General features: G+C 68.3%; 16 protein-coding genes. 10 read left to right on the top strand and 6 right to left on the bottom strand.

Translation table 11 applies throughout. The annotated features are described in order from the left end of the window. Positions 1-185 precede the first annotated feature (185 nt). The 3 genes from OG293_RS33085 to OG293_RS33075 all read left to right on the top strand — a co-directional run bounded on the left by OG293_RS33085 (position 186) and on the right by OG293_RS33075 (position 4,677). The gene (locus OG293_RS33085; protein WP_406002411.1) at positions 186-326 is read left to right on the top strand and encodes a hypothetical protein; all 141 of its coding nucleotides are present in this window, start codon (positions 186-188) and stop codon (positions 324-326) included. Between the two features lie 740 nt (positions 327-1,066). Then, complete coding sequence (locus OG293_RS33080; RefSeq protein ID WP_406002410.1) at positions 1,067-3,484, top strand: CHAT domain-containing protein; 2,418 nt, start codon at positions 1,067-1,069, stop codon at positions 3,482-3,484. Between the two features lie 35 nt (positions 3,485-3,519). Further along, the gene (locus OG293_RS33075; RefSeq protein WP_406002409.1) at positions 3,520-4,677 is read left to right on the top strand and encodes a hypothetical protein; all 1,158 of its coding nucleotides are present in this window, start codon (positions 3,520-3,522) and stop codon (positions 4,675-4,677) included. Positions 4,678-5,169: 492 nt separating this feature from the next. Here OG293_RS33075 and OG293_RS33070 read toward each other — a convergent pair whose 3' ends face one another. The 3 genes from OG293_RS33070 to OG293_RS33060 form a co-directional block, all read right to left on the bottom strand. Further along, complete coding sequence (locus tag OG293_RS33070) at positions 5,170-5,550, bottom strand: hypothetical protein (RefSeq protein ID WP_406002408.1); 381 nt, start codon at positions 5,548-5,550, stop codon at positions 5,170-5,172. 82 nt (positions 5,551-5,632) lie between these two features. Continuing rightward, positions 5,633-6,346: a hypothetical protein gene (locus OG293_RS33065; protein WP_406002407.1), complete on the bottom strand. Its 714-nt coding sequence runs from the start codon at positions 6,344-6,346 to the stop codon at positions 5,633-5,635. A gap of 16 nt (positions 6,347-6,362) precedes the next feature. Further along, positions 6,363-6,569: a LexA family protein gene (locus tag OG293_RS33060; RefSeq protein ID WP_406002406.1), complete on the bottom strand. Its 207-nt coding sequence runs from the start codon at positions 6,567-6,569 to the stop codon at positions 6,363-6,365. Between the two features lie 356 nt (positions 6,570-6,925). On the opposite strand from OG293_RS33060, the gene OG293_RS33055 reads away from it, so the two are divergent. From OG293_RS33055 to OG293_RS33040, 4 genes are all read left to right on the top strand, one after another. After that, entirely contained in the window at positions 6,926-7,903 is a 978-nt protein-coding gene (locus tag OG293_RS33055; protein WP_331752170.1) for a transposase family protein, read from the top strand. A gap of 77 nt (positions 7,904-7,980) precedes the next feature. Beyond that, positions 7,981-8,655 carry a hypothetical protein gene (locus tag OG293_RS33050; protein WP_406002405.1) on the top strand — a complete coding sequence of 225 codons (675 nt, stop codon included), beginning with the start codon at positions 7,981-7,983 and terminating at the stop codon, positions 8,653-8,655. Positions 8,656-8,776: 121 nt separating this feature from the next. Further along, positions 8,777-10,009 (top strand): hypothetical protein, encoded by a 1,233-nt coding sequence (locus tag OG293_RS33045; RefSeq protein WP_406002404.1) that lies wholly within the window; start codon positions 8,777-8,779, stop codon positions 10,007-10,009. A 255-nt stretch (positions 10,010-10,264) separates the two neighbouring features. Beyond that, positions 10,265-11,164 (top strand): hypothetical protein, encoded by a 900-nt coding sequence (locus tag OG293_RS33040; RefSeq protein ID WP_406002403.1) that lies wholly within the window; start codon positions 10,265-10,267, stop codon positions 11,162-11,164. Positions 11,165-11,499: 335 nt separating this feature from the next. Here the strand turns inward: OG293_RS33040 and OG293_RS33035 are convergent, their stop codons facing one another. Then, positions 11,500-12,423 (bottom strand): Ku protein, encoded by a 924-nt coding sequence (locus OG293_RS33035; protein ID WP_406002402.1) that lies wholly within the window; start codon positions 12,421-12,423, stop codon positions 11,500-11,502. Between the two features lie 90 nt (positions 12,424-12,513). Further along, positions 12,514-12,912, bottom strand: coding sequence for a hypothetical protein (locus tag OG293_RS33030; RefSeq protein WP_406002401.1), 399 nt, complete (start codon positions 12,910-12,912; stop codon positions 12,514-12,516). A 178-nt stretch (positions 12,913-13,090) separates the two neighbouring features. Between OG293_RS33030 and OG293_RS33025 the strand changes: the two genes are divergently transcribed. Then, positions 13,091-13,711 carry a hypothetical protein gene (locus tag OG293_RS33025; protein ID WP_406002400.1) on the top strand — a complete coding sequence of 207 codons (621 nt, stop codon included), beginning with the start codon at positions 13,091-13,093 and terminating at the stop codon, positions 13,709-13,711. 325 nt (positions 13,712-14,036) lie between these two features. Here OG293_RS33025 and OG293_RS33020 read toward each other — a convergent pair whose 3' ends face one another. Then, positions 14,037-15,035, bottom strand: coding sequence for a twin-arginine translocation signal domain-containing protein (locus OG293_RS33020; RefSeq protein ID WP_406002399.1), 999 nt, complete (start codon positions 15,033-15,035; stop codon positions 14,037-14,039). Positions 15,036-15,259: 224 nt separating this feature from the next. Between OG293_RS33020 and OG293_RS33015 the strand changes: the two genes are divergently transcribed. Together OG293_RS33015 and OG293_RS33010 are read left to right on the top strand one after the other, a co-directional pair. Then, positions 15,260-15,919: a tyrosine-type recombinase/integrase gene (locus tag OG293_RS33015; RefSeq protein ID WP_406002398.1), complete on the top strand. Its 660-nt coding sequence runs from the start codon at positions 15,260-15,262 to the stop codon at positions 15,917-15,919. 96 nt (positions 15,920-16,015) lie between these two features. Next, the gene (locus OG293_RS33010) at positions 16,016-16,504 is read left to right on the top strand and encodes a hypothetical protein (protein ID WP_406002397.1); all 489 of its coding nucleotides are present in this window, start codon (positions 16,016-16,018) and stop codon (positions 16,502-16,504) included. Positions 16,505-16,576: the final 72 nt, after the last annotated feature.

Genomic DNA, 16,576 nt, shown 5'->3' with positions numbered 1-16,576 from the left:
GCCCGCTGGCGGTCCGCTCGCCGCCGATGTTCGCCAGCCGGGTCTGACCGGTGCGGACTGCCTCGCCCATCTACTGCTGGAGCTGGAGCGGCGAGGGCGAGGATGTGCCAGCCGAGCACTCGCCTCTGTGGGACCTTCCACCTGGGGCCCGACAGGCATATTGGGACGCCATAAGCCTCGACGACGTGACCTGGCTGCGTGCCCGGGCTTGGGCCATCGCCGTCGGAGTCAGCGGAGTGTCGTACTACTGGGCCACCTATCCCGCCTTCGTCAACGAATGCCTGTCGCGTCTCCGAGCGATCCTGGAGGCTGCTGGCGAGCGGTGAACCAGTCCCGGATGGGGCCTCACCACGAGATCCGGTTCCGCAAAAGCCAACTCGTTTGAGAATGACATCCGACTCCGTTCCCAAACCACCTGTCAACCCCACAGGTTGGAGACCTACCAGCTGCCAACTCGGAAGGGACAGGACAGGGGCTCGCGCCAGGCGACCATGCCGAGGATTTGGACACGGTGATGAGACTGAACGGCTGGACACGGCGTGAGGCTTCACGAGAAGCCGCAGGTCACAGCCTCGGCCTAGGACACGAGCCGCGAGATCCTACATGCCTTGTAGGTACTCAGAATGAGTGACCAATTCTCATAGCGTTCGGCCAGTGTCTGACCAATTGGACAAGCTGCGCCGAAGCGCAGTCGTCGACTCGCGTGGAGACTGTTCCCGGTCGGCGGAGTGATCCTCTTGGTGGGCGTCGGTGACGGGTTCGGATGGGGGATCGGTGGGAGATCCCCACCAATGTCTGGGCGATCTTGTCGAGCCGGCCATACCTTCGACGACTGTTGGTGGCAATCCGGACACGCCCACGGCGCGGTCCTGCCAAGCTGGGGAGGTGCCTTGTCTGCGACACCACTGGGTTGTCCCCCGGCCCGCCTCCCCCGTACTGGATTCCGCATGGCCGAGGGGGCATCCCGCCGGTGCGCCCGATCCCTACTGCATCACTGCTGAGCGAGCAGGGCAGATGGATGCCCGGCACGTGCCGCGTCTGGTGAAGCTGGCGGAGGAACGAGGTTATGAAGAATTCTCCTGATGATCAGCCGGAGCACCAGAACCAGGCTGGCCAACCCGCTGATCCGATCGACCCGGTGGTCGCCGTCCGCCCACTCCCACGTTTCTGGTCCAGCCAACACTTACCCCCGGCGACGGGCGGCAACGTGCTGGTCTTCGCCACTGCTCAGGACACGTATGACATGTACGTTCCGCCGGATCGGCCCGGATTCAGGGACGTGGCCGGACGGCGCTACACCTCGGTATACGTCGTCAACATGCGTGATCATCACCTGCGCCTGGAACTGCTGTTGCCCAGTGAACAGGAGACGTTCTCCTTCCGGGCAGTCCTTTACCTGATCTGGCGGGTCTCGGATCCTGTTGCTTGGGTGGCGAGCGGCCAGCGCGATGCAGCGGCGCTGTTAGACGCTGAGATACATGAGCTTGCCCGGAGGGTCAGCCCCAGCTTCGGACGCGAGGAATCGGAGCATCTGGCCGGGGAGCTGGAGCGCCGCATTGAGCAGACGGAACTCCTGGCGGCAGTCGGACTGACTGTGCGGGGTCAGCTGACCATCACACCGAGTGCATCCATGGGGGAAGGCGAACGCCACGCTCGCGAGACCTCGTCCCGCGCATTCTTGTTAGAGGCGCTGCATGGGGAATCTCTGGAGACGGTGCGCCTATGGCAGGAGGAGTCACGCCAACGACAGCTGGCGGAGCGCCAACGACAGCTTGTGGAGCACCAACGGCTGGCGGGCCAACACAGACTGGAGGAGCTGAAGCGCCAACGGCAGAGGCTCACACACGAACTGGAGCAGTTAAAGCAGGAGGTGCCCGAAGGGCACGCACGCGCGGAGGACCTGAAGCGCCAACGGCAGGCGCTCACATACGAACTGGAGCAGCTAGAGCAGGAGGTGCGGCGCCATGGGCGGCTCATGCGAGGGCCTGCCGCTCTGGCCTTCTCAGGTGGTCCACCATCAGCACCCCTAGATGTGGCAAGACTCCTTTTTGAAATAGAGCCTCGCCGTTTGGTGGCGGAGCTTGCTGAGCAGGCTTCGCCAGCTCGTGAAGTGCCGCTGCAGGTACAGATCACCTGTGGCGGTGAGGCGGGTGTGGCGCTGCGGGCGTTCGCTATACCCGCCGAGGGCGCCAGGGTGCTGATTACGGTGCACGCACCGGGGATGCTGGCGTTGGGTGATCTGCAGCAGGAGGTGCTGGTCGAGGCCGGCCGGGACTCCGACGTGCTGCGGTTCGGTCTGCGCACGATGCGACCGGGCCTGCACTCGGTGACGGTGCGTGCGTTCCGCGGGGGATCGTTCCTGGGCGAGCTGCGGATGCAAATGTCCGTCGAGGCGGGGGTGCCCGCTCGAGACGGGCCGCCGCGCAGCGCGCCCCTGGAGTCGCTCGCCTTCGACCCGGGCGAGGTGACGTTGCAGGTCCTCAAGGCGGCGGACGGCACCTACACGTTTCAGCTCCTCAGCGAGACCAGCTACGCCCCTGAGGCGTTCAAAGTGAGGGCAGGGGACCCGAGGCAGGCCGTGGAGGACATCTACCGCGAGCTGCGGGCGGTCGCGGCGGCAGCTAGTGACGGCACCGACGCTAAGGAGGTGCGCGAGCAGCTACGCGATCTTGGGGTGGCGCTGTGGAGGGCTGCGGTGCCCGCCGGAGTACGGAATCACTTCTGGCAGGAGGCCGGCCGCATCCGCGCCTTTACCGTGCTGGGTGAGCACGACTTCGTACCGTGGGAGTTGTTGTATCCGCTAGACGGGACGCAGGAAGGCGATGGCTTCCTTGCCGAATGGCTGCCCATCGTCCGCCGGGTCTTCGGCCAGAACCGGGTGCGACAACTTGTCCTGCCGCAGGCAACATTCGTGGTCCCGCCTGGCTCACCGCCGGAAGCGGAGCTGGAGGTCACAGCTTTGCGAGCCAGGTTCGGCTCCGAGGTGGCGTACGGCGGCACGCTGACCCGCCGCGCCGAAGTCCGGAGCTTGGTCCGCGGCGGCATGGCCGGTCTGCTGCACTTTGCCTGCCACAACGCATTCACCGACGCCGGCTCCCGGGTCGTCATGGCTGACGGTGCCTTCAGCCCCAGAGATCTGTCGTATGCCGAGGGGGCTGGTGCACTGCGTGCGACGCGTCCACTGGTGTTCTTCAATGCCTGCCGCAGCGCCGGGCAGGTCGACTGGTACTCCTCGTCCCTGGGTTGGGCCCCGAAGTTCCTCGAGGCCGGCGCAGGGGCATTCGTGGGCACGTTGTGGCCCGTCCGCTCCGATTCCGCGCTGACCTTTGCGGACGCCTTTTACACCCACCTGGTCACCGACGGGCTGCCGTTAGGGGAGGCTTCGATGAAGGCCCGCCAGGCCATCCGAGACCGCCAGGGTGACCCCACCTGGCTGGCCTATGCCGTATACGGGAGCCCGGCCGCCCGTGCTACCACCGCTTGACCCGCTCCCGCAACTTACTTGATGAATGGAGAAGCATGGATGAGCCGGTCTTCGTGATCCATGGCGTAGGTAACCGCGACCGTGACGGCTTCATGATGACCGTCGGCGCACTCGGGGCGTCTGCGGGGCTCGCTGTGTCGCCGATCTACTGGGGCGACCTTGGCGCCGACGACACGTTCGTCGACCTGGCGCTGGCGCTGCGACACAGCTCCGGGCTACGCGACGAGGCTCCCGAAGACGCTGATGCTGTTGAGGTCCTCACCGCGCTGCTGGGCGGCACCGCGGCCGCGGGTCTGGGCATGGACCCTCCGCCCCCGGTCCACGTGGGTGTCCGCGACGCCTTGGGCAGCGACGGGGACAGTGGGCTGCGCACCAGCGACTGGAATCCCGAGACGGAGCAGTTCGTCTTGCAGACTCTGGCCGAACAGTGGTCCTCCACGCGCTGGCTGTCGAGCACCGACGACGAGGCCCTGCTCCGTGAGACGGGGAGAGCCATCGCCGAGGCAGTGACATCCGAGGCGGACGACTCGTACGCAGGACTGCGTGGACCGGGAGCAGACCGGGAGAAGCAGCGCGGCCTGATCCGTCGCCGCCTGGCCAACCTCGACCGGGTCGCCGGCGCCGCCATGCAGGCGGTCGCCGGACGGGTCAACCACAGCCTGCGCACCCGCTACGGTCCTGCAAGCACACGCTTCCTGGGCGACGTGCTGGTCTACCAGCGCCACCGCGCTGCCATCCAGGCACGGGTGCGGGAACAGATCGCCGCCGTCGACCCACTCCTGGGCACCAGCCCTGACCACCGGGTACGGGTGGCCGCACACAGCCTGGGTGGCGTGATCGCCGTCGACATGGCCACCGCCCAGCACCCACTGTGGATCTCCTCGCTGGTCACCTTCGGCTCCCAGTCCGCCTACTTCCACCTGTGTGATCCGCGCGGCGGCCAACTCCTCCCGTATCGTCACGAGGAGCCGGTCGCCCTACCACCATCCCTGGCCCGCTGGACGAATTTGTGGCAACCGCTCGACGTCCTGGCCTTCGCCGCCTCACGTGTCTTCCGCCTCGCCGACGGAACATCACCCCTCGACGTCCCCGTGCGCCATATCGCCAGCGCCGGACTGTGGACCCACTCGGAGTACTGGGAAATGCCGCAGGTCACTACAGCCATCGCCGAAGCCATGCGCCCGGCCGACTGACCCTACGGACGGAGTTGGTCACTCATGCCCTGACCGCAGCGCGCGGGCCCGAGTGCACCCAGAGGCGCGCGGCACTTCCCACGAGCGGTGGCCCGTCCGTGGAGGCGGTGATTGCCTCATCACTGGACTGCCGGTGCGGGGCGCCAGCGTCGTGACCCAGGCGAAAGACTGCACGCCGCCGGACATTGGCCAAGATCGTGAGACGAACCAAGCATGGCCGCCAAGTGAGCCAACCAAGAAGCCGCAGGTTGAGCCGTCAGCAATGGCCATCAGAACTGAGAACCTACACGTCGCGTCGTCGCTGTAGCGTCTCAGAATGAGTGAGCAGTTCTCATTCCGGTTGAGCAATATCTTAGCTTGGCGTTTACGACGTGGTGTACGACAGCGAGTGATGATTCAGGCCGTGACGTGAAGTGAGTCGTACGGGTTGGTGTTGTTGTGACGCAATACCTGGCCCGTACGGCTCTTTCGCATCGTATCTGCACTGGCGTCTCACGGAATCAACTCGGCAGGATCATCGCCGGGTTGGCCGAGCTCTGGGTGGCACGGGAGGACGCCCGGCTGCGTGAACGTCGAGGTCACGAGCGTCTGCGCGCCGAAGGCGGAGGTCCGGATCATCAGCTGGTTTTCACCGATCGGGTGATCGCCACTCTGGTCATGGGTGGCCAGCAACCGATCGACGAAGACCAGTTTCGACTTGCGCCCGGCCCCCACCGAGCGGTGCCGGGAACCGCCACGCTGATCACGTAGCGCGGACTCGCGCGCTGCCTCCCACGGAGCCGCGAGTACTTCGAGCAGCTCGCCGAAGTGCACGCGGGAGACACCGGACAGGGCTGGATGGGAGGAGGCAGCACGGGCCCAGGTCAGCTTCACAGCTCACCCAACTCGTACGGCCCGTCTCATGTCACGGTCCGCAGTCCCGAATGACCGACCCGCGGTGACAGGGTCGGCCCTGTCAGCTGTCTACCGGCAGCAGCTTCTTGATCGCCGCGACGGCGGCCTGCGGTTCGTCGGCGTGGCAGCGGACTGTATGAACCTCCCTACGCTGCCCCAACAGACTTACGGTGGTGACTGGTTGGGTCAGCTCGATAGTGATCGAGGTCTGCGACGCGATGGCCACGTCCAGCACACCGTCCTCGGACGTGTTCGCGTCCGGGAAGCGGAGGTCGTAACGGGCGGACGCGATCCGTTCCAGGGGTATCCGCAGATCGAGCCGGGCTCCGCGCCGCACCCGCAGCTCGCCCGGCCCCACGACGTGTGGGCGTGTGACGGCGGCGGCGTGCAGCCCCAAGACCAGAAGCACCGTGTAGATGTCGAGAAGTAGCATGACCAGGTGGGCGACCGGATACGCGGCGAGCATGAAGGACACCCCGACCGTCTCGACCACGAACACGAACACCAGCCCGTACGCCGTCGGCGCCTGAGCACGCGCGTACCCGACAGCAATTTCCGTTTCCCCGACCCCGTGCGAGCGCCGAGCCACCCACAGCCCGAGGCTCGCCATCCACCGCGCCTCGTGTGCTGCCAGCAGTCGTGTCTGTGTGATGAGTGCCCCGATTCCCATGTGCCTCAGTGAATCAGAGAGCCCCTTAAATATCCGTACGACCGGCGGGGGACCGAGCTCCGGCCGCCAGGGCGGCGCCTGCTCCGGCTCGTCGATGTGCCTCATGACGGCCGTCCCTTCCTCAGCTGATGCGGCAGTCCCGCCAGCGGCGGCCGCGTTTGATCAGCCCGCGGTCTTCGAGACGGCCGAGCTGGTAGACCACGGACGAGGTGGACGAGAGGCCGACGGCCTCACCGATCTGGCGGATGCTCGGGGCCTCGCCTGTCTCGGCGATCCACTCCCTGATGCAGGCGAGGATGCGCTCCTGCCGGGAGCTCAGGTGGTCCATCACGATGCCCTCTCCTCTCTGCGGTTGCTGTCGCGGGCGAGCTGGCGCAGGTCCGCGAGGCCCGCCGTGCCCGGCCTGTCCGATCGTTCTCGTGGCGCCCGGGGCAGCGGCATCGCCCTGGTCTGGCGTTCGTGGAGGCCAGTGGTCGCGGACGCGGCTTCGAGAGTCTCGCCGAGCGCCGGGCGCTGACCGTGCAACAGGTGTCAGCCCAGTGCTTCTTCAACGACGTCCGCACGACCGTCTCGGCCATCCGTGGCAGTTGGCCCGTGGCCTGCGAGGTCTTACGGCCTTGGGGGAAATAGTGATCGCCCCGGTCGGGCCGTGACATGAGAAGGACCGCACGGGTTGGGTGAGTTGTGAAGCTGACCTGGGCCCGTGCGGTCTGTTCCCATCCTGCCCTGTCCGGTGTCTCCCGCGCACATTTCGGCGAGTTGTTCGCCGAACTCGCCAGGCCGTGGGAAGCGGCCCGCCAGTCCGCGTTGCGTGCGGCACGGGGTGGCCCGCGCCGGCGGGCGGAAGGGGCTGGGCGCAAGCCGAAGCTGGTCTTCTTCGAACGGTTGCTGGTCACCCTGGTCCATCTGCGCCACCAGTTGCCGCACGCGGTCCTCGCCGAACTCTTCGCCGTGGACCGCTCCACCGTCTCCGAGGCCATCCGTGAGGTCCGTCCGCTCCTCGCGGCCCGCGGGTTCGCCGTACCCGACCGGGCGGGACTGCGGCTGAAGACCCTGGAGGACGTCTTCGCCTATGCCGAGGCCGAGGGCGTCGAGCTGCGGATGGACGGGGCCGAGACCCAGGTCCGCCGCCCTCAGGCGGGACGCCCGGGCCGCCGGGCGTTCGTCTCCGGCAAGCGCAGGCAGAACACCATCAAGACCACCACGTTCAGCGACGGCCAGGGCCGCATGCTGCTGTCCGGCGCGGTCCGGCCGGGCCGCATGCACGATCAGACCGCCCTACGCACCGAGGGCATCGCCGAGCAGTTCCGGACCCGTCCCATGGTCAAGGCCCGGGTCGACTCCGGGTACCAGGGGCTGGCCAAGGAGTTCCCCGACCAGGTCAGCGCACCGCCGAAGAAGCCCGCGGACGAGGCGTGCGACGGCGACAAGTACGCCTGGCAGGAGGCCAGGCGCCGCCAGTCCTCGGCCCGGATCTGCGTCGAGCACACCAACGCCGAGCTCCGCCAGTGGGCGCCCCTGCGCCGGTTCACCGGACGGCGCGACACCTACGCCGAGACCCACCTCGCGATCGCCGGCCTCGTCTCCGACCGATCCGCCCAGCGGGCCACCCGCCGACAGGCGAGCACCGAGCTCGTCCTCGTCCGCGACGCTGCCTGCTGATCACCCCCCAGCCGAACCGCCAGGCCAGCACACCCAGATCTCAATTTCCCCCGAGGCCGTAAGCGGATCCCGGGGCGATGGACGCGGTCGCGGCCCATGTCGACGCTCTTCGCCGTCCCCACCCTGAACGCACGGCAGCCCTGGGGGACGGACGGGTGGCGCGGGCCTTTGGACACCCGCCCGCCGACCCTCTACCGGCGGCGGCCCTGATGGCCCTCACCGTGGCGATCCTTGACGACCCGAGCGGACACCACACCCTCGCACGGCGCCTGTCAGCCCTGTCCCCGACCAGCACCGCCCACATCCGGCTCCGCCAGCACGCCCCATACTGCTCACCCACAATGACCGCAGTCATCGGCAGGAGCATCCGGAGCCCTCAGACGGCCGCCGGCCCGCTCGCCCGCTTCCCCCAGCCCGCAACCCACCGGGGCCGACTCGACCCCCGCACCATCCCCGTTGTCTGGGCTGAGAACTGGGCCGCCCCGCTGGACGAACTCGACGCACCAAGACGGCAACTGCTGCGGGACGCGCCGATTCGCCTTGTCCAGATGGCCACCGGATACTCCCGCCGCTCCGCCGCGCGCTACCTCGGATTCCCCCTAGGGTCGCTCCACCCGGCCGCCGACCCTCTCCGCGCCTGGCATATGCAGCCCCGGCAACGCCGAGGCGCGTACCAAAGCGCTCTTCACCGCGTCGCCGAGATCGCCATCGCCGAAGCCCAAGGTGATAGGGGCGGTGTCCCGAAGCCCTGAGTATCGGAGTTGTCCATCGGGCCCCCGTGCTCAGTCACAACTGAGCGTTCCAGTTGGTCCAGATGAGTGCTGCAGAGGGCCCCACCGCTGCGGACGGAGGCATGCGGCAAGATGCGGACGTATGCCCCTCTCATCGCGCTTCACCCTGCCGGGCCAGGTCCGGGCCGTGGCCACGTCCGATCCCTCCGGGCCGCTGACCGTGACCAGTTACGGCAAAAACCCCCTGGAGACCGTGATCACGAGGGTCGACCTTTCGGGCACGGTGGCGTGGCAGCGGACCTACCCCGGGACAGGCAGGCCGCAATCCCGTCTGGCCACGGACGGCACACTGTGGGTCGCCTATCCGGATCGCGACGGCTGGCTGCTGGAAGGTGTTCTGCCGGACGGTTCCCCTGGGCCCACCGCCCGCCCGGAGTGCCGCCCCGATGAGGAGATCGGCACGTTCGTCCTCCTCGACGACGGGTTCGTCATTTCCTGGGTCAGTGCCTCCCGCCTGGTCCGTGGGGAACGAAGCCGTCCCACCTCTGTACCGGAGCCCCGAGTGTCCCGGTACACGCGAGAGGGCGAATGCCTCTGGTCCACACCGATCACGCTCGGTGCCGTGTCGTTCCCGGGTGTGGTGGAGATGGGGGACCGGACCGGATGGGAGAGCCGGCCGCGTAGACATTGGGACCCGCAGGAGATCGGCGTAGACCACTGGGAGCCACTGCTTGTATCGGCCGACCGCATCGCAGCCAGCTTCACCGACACACGGGGCGGCATCGGGAGGACGTTCTTCCTCGACCTGGACAATGGCGCGACCGTCTCGGCCACCTCGCCCGCCCCCACAGGCCGGAAGGCAATAGCTGGCCCCGGCCAGTTCCTGATCGGATCCCAGGGCTACGGCGCGTTCACGACCGGCCGCTTCGGCCGGGACGGCGCCGAAACCGCCCGCTGGGCCAGCCACGGGGCGATACTCGTGGGCAAGGACGGCAGCGCCAGCGGCCCCGAGCTCGAAAACCACCTGCCTTCGAAGTCGCGGTTTCGGCGGCTCGCACCGGACGGCATCCTCGTGGCCGGGCCGGCGTTGACGGGCTACTACACCTCCTACCCTGCGATGGACCACGAGGGGACCGCGGTGTTCTGGCGAGACGGCAAGCTGATCGCCGTTGACGCGGACCTCGCCGGACACGAACTGTTCGCCATGGACGACAACCGAGCGGTCATCGGTCGTGCGATGCTGCTGAACGAAGGCAGTGTCGCAGTCTCCTTGGACAACGAGGTCCTGGTCTTCCGTACACCGCTGGGTCCCCTGGCCGAGGGTCCCTGGCCGTGCGGGGAAGCCAACCTCAGGGGCAATCCTCTGCTGACCTGAAACTGCCTGCGTGACGCCGGGGGAGACCGAAGCTGAGCATGTAGTTGGCAGCATGGGCCAACTACGGCGAGTGCCGTCAGGTCCCGGCTCTCGCAGCATTCGATCAACGGGGGCGGCCCGCCGAAAAGGTTTGTCACGCGGTCGGACGTCGACGATGATCACCTCATGACGACCAGAAAGGGCCATGCCGTCTAGGCGCCCCGCTCCCCTCTCCGCCGCTCGCGCGCCGCCGACCGCCGCTCACCGCAGCGCCCAATGGCCGTGACCACCCACCCAGGAGAGCCCGCCCGTGCAGAAGACCGCCCTCATTCCCTACGCCCACCTCCCCGATCGCACCACGACCGCCACGTCCTGACCAGTACCGTCGACGTCTTCGGCGCCGCCCACTGGCTGCTTACCGAACGCGCTCCGCAGCCCGGCGGCGAAGGTCTGCCCTTCGACGCCCTGGTCGTCTCCGTCCATCCGGGCGGCGACGTCGAACTCACCGAGCTGAGCGCCGTGCGGGCCCGCTGGCCGCACCTGGACCGCCTGCCCGACGGCAGGTTCGTCGTCGCCGCGTCTCGCGCCCGCCGGTACGAGGACGCGAACCAGGTCCAGGTCTTCGACGCGCTCGGCCGCGAGACCTCGTCCTTCTCCGTCGGGGACGCCATCGAGCACCTGCTCGTGGACGAGGCTGGCCATATCTGGGTCGGGCACTTCGACGAGAACCCGGCCGGAATCCGCCGCTGGAGCGCCACGGGCCGGCTCGCCTGGACGTCAGACGGCGCCCGCATCCCCGGTCTCTTCGACTGCTACGCCCTGAACGTGTCGGGCACCGCCGCCTGGGCGTGCCCATACACGGACTTCCCGCTCGTCGAGATACGCCCCAACCGCCCCGACCGGCCCGTGAGGGTGTGGGCGAACCGTATACGGGGCGCCAAGGCGGCGGCCGTCCACGGCGAGCGGGTCGCCTTCTACGGCGGCTACGGCGAGGAGCGGGACCGACTCGCCCACGGCGAGCTCACCGAAACATCCGTCGAGCCAAAGGAAGTCGGCCTGCTCACCCTGCCCGATGGCCCTGCCCCCGGCCGCCGGCATGTCGTCAGCCGAGGAAGCAGGATCTACGTCCAGGCCGAGCCGTTCACCGCGTGGGGCGTGTTCGACCTCAGCAGGTGATACCCAGCACTGGAAAGACCATGTCGACCCGGTCGCCGACCATCCGACGGCCAGTCCCGCAAGGAGCTTGCCGCGGCGCGTGCCAGCGAGGGGCAGACGATCTTCGACCGGTTGATCGAAATCTTCGACGAGCAGGTGCCCGGCGCTCTTCTGCTGCGCTGATCCCTTCACACCGGGGTGGGACCCACAGTCGAGGCGCGGGTCCCACCACGCACCCAACCCCCTCGTCGTGATCCCCCTGACAGGACAACTTTGACATGCGAAGCGGGCCCTCGACAGAGCCGATCAGATCGCCGGCAGGGCAGGAGGAGCAGGTACTCCGGCGTCTGCTGCTCTCAGGCGCTTCGCGGTTTGCGTCCGCTCGCCTTCTTGGCGGCTGTCTTCTTCGCCGCGGCCTTCTTGACGGTCGCCGTGGTGGACTTCTTGGCGGCCCGCTTTTTCGGGGTGGTCATCTTGTGGACGGTGGCGTCCTGGCCGGTGTCGCCGCGTGTGGCGCGGGCCTTGGCGACGGACTCGTTCAGCGCGGCCATCAGGTCCACGACCGGGGCGCCCGGCGCTTCCTGTTCCGGGACTGCCGGCGCCTCGCGGCCTTCGATCTTGGCGTTGATGATCTCGGTGAGGGCGTCGGTGTACGTGTCGCGGAAGTCGGACAGGTCTTCCGCGTCGAAGGCCTCCGCGAGCTGGAGCGCGCCCTGCACCTCGTCGTTGTCGACGTCCGCTTCGGGAGCTCCGACCAGCGTGGGCGAGCGGACTTCGTCCGGCGCGAGCAGCTGCTGCAGCAGGAGCACGTCGTCCTTGACCCGCAGCAGGCCGAGCCGAGTCCGGTCGCGCAACGAGTAGCGGACTACAGCGATCTTGTCGGTCCGCTGCAAAGCCTTGGTGATCAGCGTGTACGGCTTCGCGGCTATGGCGCCCTTGGCCGCCAAATAATACGAGTGGCCGAGCGAGATCGGGTTCACGGACTCGGCCTGGTTAAAACCGATGACCTCGATCGCCCGGACGTGCTCCAGCGGCAGACTGTCCAGGTCCTCGTCTGTGACCTCCATCAGCGACCCGTCGGGCAGCTCCCAGCCGCGACCGATCTCGTCCTGCACAAGCTGCTTCCCGCACTCCTCGCACACGCGCCGGTTCCGCACCCGGCCCAGATCCTCCAAATGGATCTGCCGGAAGCTGACGCTGTGGGACTCGGTCGCCGGCACCACCGCCACAGGGATGGTCACCAGCCCGAAGCTGATCGCGGTCGACAGCAGGACAGGCATGCAGATCCTCCTAGCACCCCCTGTGACCAGCGTAAGAGCATCAGTGTGGGGAGGCACGGGGGAGCTACTCCGCGGCCTTTGCCCGGGTGCTCACGCGGCCGCGACGACGTCGGCCTGCCCCGGCCCGGGTACAGCGGTGGGCAGAGCTTCGGGGACCTGCTTGAGTGCCTGCCGCGCCTTGTACGCGTCTGGGCACTTCGCCCAGTGCGGGTGGGTGTAGACCAGGGCGGCAGCATCACGCAGCTCCCGCCACAGCCGGTCGTACTCCGCGGCTTCCTGCTCCTCCCACCCGGCCGTCCGGGGCCGCGCCGATTCGCGCCACTGCCCCGACCCGACGTCGCTCCACCCCTCGTGCGGCTCCCGCGACCAGCCCAGCGTCGCCTGGAAACGGTGCAGCTCCGCATACAGATCAGCAGCCCGCTTCTGGGCAGCGATCAGGTCAGGAGGGAAGCCGTACGGATCGAAAGGGGCGGCGGTGGGTTCGTTCATGTGAGCGAGAGTAATCGGCCACACGGACATTCCCCTGAAGGCGGCCGCACGGTCCGGGAGAGGGGGTCCGCCGCCGCGCCGGTCGACAACTTCCAGCCGAACTGTCAGGAGAGCCTGACAGAAGACGGGATGTCAGGCTACCCTGACATCCTGCGTTGATCTGGAGAGGGGAACTGACATGTGGAACGACGAGCGTGATGGGCGCCGCGAGCACGAGGGGCTGGCCCGTGCCCTCAATGCTTCCGGGGCGCCGGACCGCCGGATCTGGAATGGGCACGCCTGGCAGGAAGAGGACTCCTGGCAGAACACCGGGCTCGTCACCTTCGACCTGCGCTCCGGGGCACCGGCCGCACTGCGTGCCGAGTGCCAGTGCGCCTGGCACGGCCCCTCCCATCCGGTCAGCGACAGCCCGGCGAAAGCAGCGGTCGCGGTGAAGGCCGACTGGGAAAAGCACCTCGCGGCCAAGACCGAGGCGATGTATCCGGTCGACGTCGCCGACGACCTGGACGACCTGTTCGGCCGGTTGTACTCGCTGGCCCAGCAGCAACCGCTCGCCACGCTGGCCGCACTGCGTGAGCTGGAGGGGCGAACCGAGCCGCTGCGTGTGGTGGCCGTGGCTCGCGCCCGGTACCGGAAGGAGCCCTGGCAGAAGCTCGCCGACGCGCTCGGCGTGACTCGCCAGTCCGCCTGGGAGAAGTACCAGTTCGCCGGGAACCCCGAGGACGTCGAGGCCGCGTACGCGAAGACCGTGCCGCACCTCGACCTTGGCGGCCAGCAGTCGGCCACCACTTGGCGCTGACGTAGCCGAGGATGGTCGGCACCGATTCAGACCCCGCCCCTCAATACGTGCCGGCGTCCGGTACTCGATCGGTGTGCCCGGCCTCGGTACTGATTTAACTGTCGTCAGTTCGCTGTGGTGCCCAGCCGGATGGTGACCGTAGGTGATCTCCAGCGGCGTATCGGCTCCAGGTGTCTCCGGCTTGGGCGGCCAGCTTGGCGGTGGTGACCTGGTGGTAGCCGGGGGCGTCGGCGACGACGGGTGCGGGCAGCTCCAGGAACACCGGCCGGGGCCGACGGCCGGGCTCGCTCCCCGGGCAAGTGCCGAGCGCGGTGCAACACCGTTTTCATCCGTTTGCGGCGGTCAGGGCGGTGCGCAGGTTCCTGGCCGATCCGGTTTGGGTGGCGATGGCCACGGCTTGTGAGGCGAGGTCGGCGGCGGTGTCCCGGTCGCCGCGGGCGGTGTGGATGCGGGCGCTTGCGGTGAGTACCTCGGCTGAGCCGCGGACGCTGGTGGCGGGCCAGGCCGCGAGGGCTTCGTCGAGAGCGGTCTGGCCGGCGCGCAGGAGGGACGGGGTTTTCTGGCCGAGACGGGCCATGGCGTGGCCGGTCCACTTGTTGAGCTCGGCGGCGTCCAGGTAGCCGATGTAGAGGGGTTTCTCGCCGTCGTCGGCGCGCTCCAGCAGTTTCCAGGCGGTGGCGAGATCGGTCTGGGTGGTGCGGGCGTCGCCGAGGCAGGCGTGGTGGTGGGCGCGGACGGCGTGCAGCCAGGACCGGACGGCGGGGTGGGCCTTGGTGCCGGCCAGATGAAGGGCGCCGTCGGCGAGGGTGAGGGCGCGGCGGTAGTGCCCCTGGTCGGTGAGGATCCGGCTCATCTGGCCGATGAGGTTGATGCAGGAGGAGAGGTCGCCGGCCTGGCGGGCGTGGGCGGCGGCGTCGCGGTAGTGCGTGGCGGCGTTCTCGGCCATGCCCAGGTCGTAGGTGAGGAAGCCGACGAAGCCGCCGGTATCGGCGGCGAGCGCGGCGATCTGCTGCCGCTCGGCAGGGCTGGCGGCGGTGGCGTGCCAGGCGAGGATCTGCTGGTGGTGGCCGACGGCGTGGGCGTAGACGGCGGACGCTCCGCGTAAGTTGTCCAGCCTTCCGTGGGCGGCTCTGAGTGCGATGTGGGCGTCCATCAGGTCACGGCCGCCCGCGGTGGCCGTAGGGCCCGCGCCCAGGCCGGTGGCCAGGGCGGCACCGGCGGCGCCCGCGCTTTTGAGGAAGTCTCTGCGCCACACGTCGTCCCATTCCCGCAGGAGACCGTCCACGGCACTGTCCGCACCTGCTTCGGCCGTCTCCTTGCTCAAGCGCTGTCGTTGAGCTTCGGCTAAGGAGACCAGTCTGCCGCCTGCCCCGAGGGCCCTGTCCAGAGTGAGCGCGATCGGGAGCGTCGGCGATCTGCGCTCGTGTTCGAGATCGCTGATGATGCTCTTGCTGCACGCGGCCCGGCGCCCGGACGGGCAAGCCGTACTCGGACGCTTCGCGTGCGAACGCCCTGTCGTCGGCCTCCTCGTTCTTCACCTACCTGGACGTGGTCAGCGACGACGGCGTGAAGAACCCCTTCGACGCGGTCCAGCGGCCGGTGATCGACCCGGACTACTCGCCCACCCCCGGCTACACCGAACAGGAATGGGCGAAGCTCGTCGTCACCGCCCGGGACCACCACCGGGTCGCGGCGTACCGCAAGCGGGCATACGCCCTGCTGCTGATGCTGTACACCCTCTGCCTGCGCATCGACTCCCTGCTCAACGCCCGCGTGGAGCACCTCGGGTACGACAAGGGCCACCATGTTCTGCGCGTGAAGGTCAAGGGCGGCGGCTGGAAGACGAAGCCGATCCCGCCGGTCACCTGGGACGCGCTCCAGGACTACCTCGACGGCCGCACCGAGGGGTGGCTGTTCTGCACGTCGTCCGGCGCCCAGCTCGACGAGACCTGCCGTGTGGCGGCTGTGCGCCGCGCTGGCCAGGCGCGCCAACCTTCCCGTACGAGTCCGCACGGCGTCAAGGGCGACGGCGTCACCCACGCCCTGGCCAAGCCGGACGCCCGCCCGGACAAGGTCCAGCGCTGGGCCGACCACAAGGACTCCCGCACCACCCAGCGCTACAACCGCCGTAAGGAGCTTCTCGATGACAGCCCCGGCTACGGCCTCGGCGCCGACATCGCCGGCGGGCTGGAGCACGGCGCTGACTGATTCAGCAACGACGCCATCACGGGCTCGGGAGGGGACGCGCCGCCGGGGCAGGTTGCCCCGGCGGCGACCGCCCCAAGACGGCCCTAAACTCCTGGCATGAACGCTGAGTTATGGACCCTGGCCGGCGTCATCGTTGGTGCTGCTGGAGCACTCGGCGCGGCCACCTTGACGTCCCGTGCCGCGCGTCGTGCGCCTCTGGCTACACACAGGCGAGACAAGCGAAGGGAGGCATACGCCGCCTTCGTCGGGGTGGCCACTGAGCTGGCTATCGCTGCCGAGCCTCACGCCTCTAGTGGCTTTCGGATCAACAGCGTCGCCCCGAACCCCGAAGAGTGGGTACAGGAGCTGAACACGATTCGGCGCCGACTGCTGGCCGCCTACCCACTGGTTCAGCTTGAAGGGCCCCAGGAAGTGGAGCGTTCGGGGATGGCGGTCATGAATGCCGCCCTAGTCCTGGTCATGGCCGCGGACAATGTGGCGCTGGCAGACGTTCCACCGGCCATGCAAGTGAGCGGCGAAGTGCAGAAGCTGTCAGATGTAGTTGCCACGTTCCTGGTGGACTGCCAGACGGCTCTCCGAATTTGATGCCCGACCGGGGATCTTCCCGGCGCCCCGCCCCAGGCGTCACGGACTTGGGGAAGACTGCGGGGGCAGCTT

Source organism: Streptomyces sp. NBC_00829 (assembly GCF_045161795.1).
GTDB lineage: Bacteria > Actinomycetota > Actinomycetes > Streptomycetales > Streptomycetaceae > Streptomyces.
Note: the sequence above shows the minus strand (reverse complement) of the source record. Positions and strands in the feature narration are given on the sequence as shown.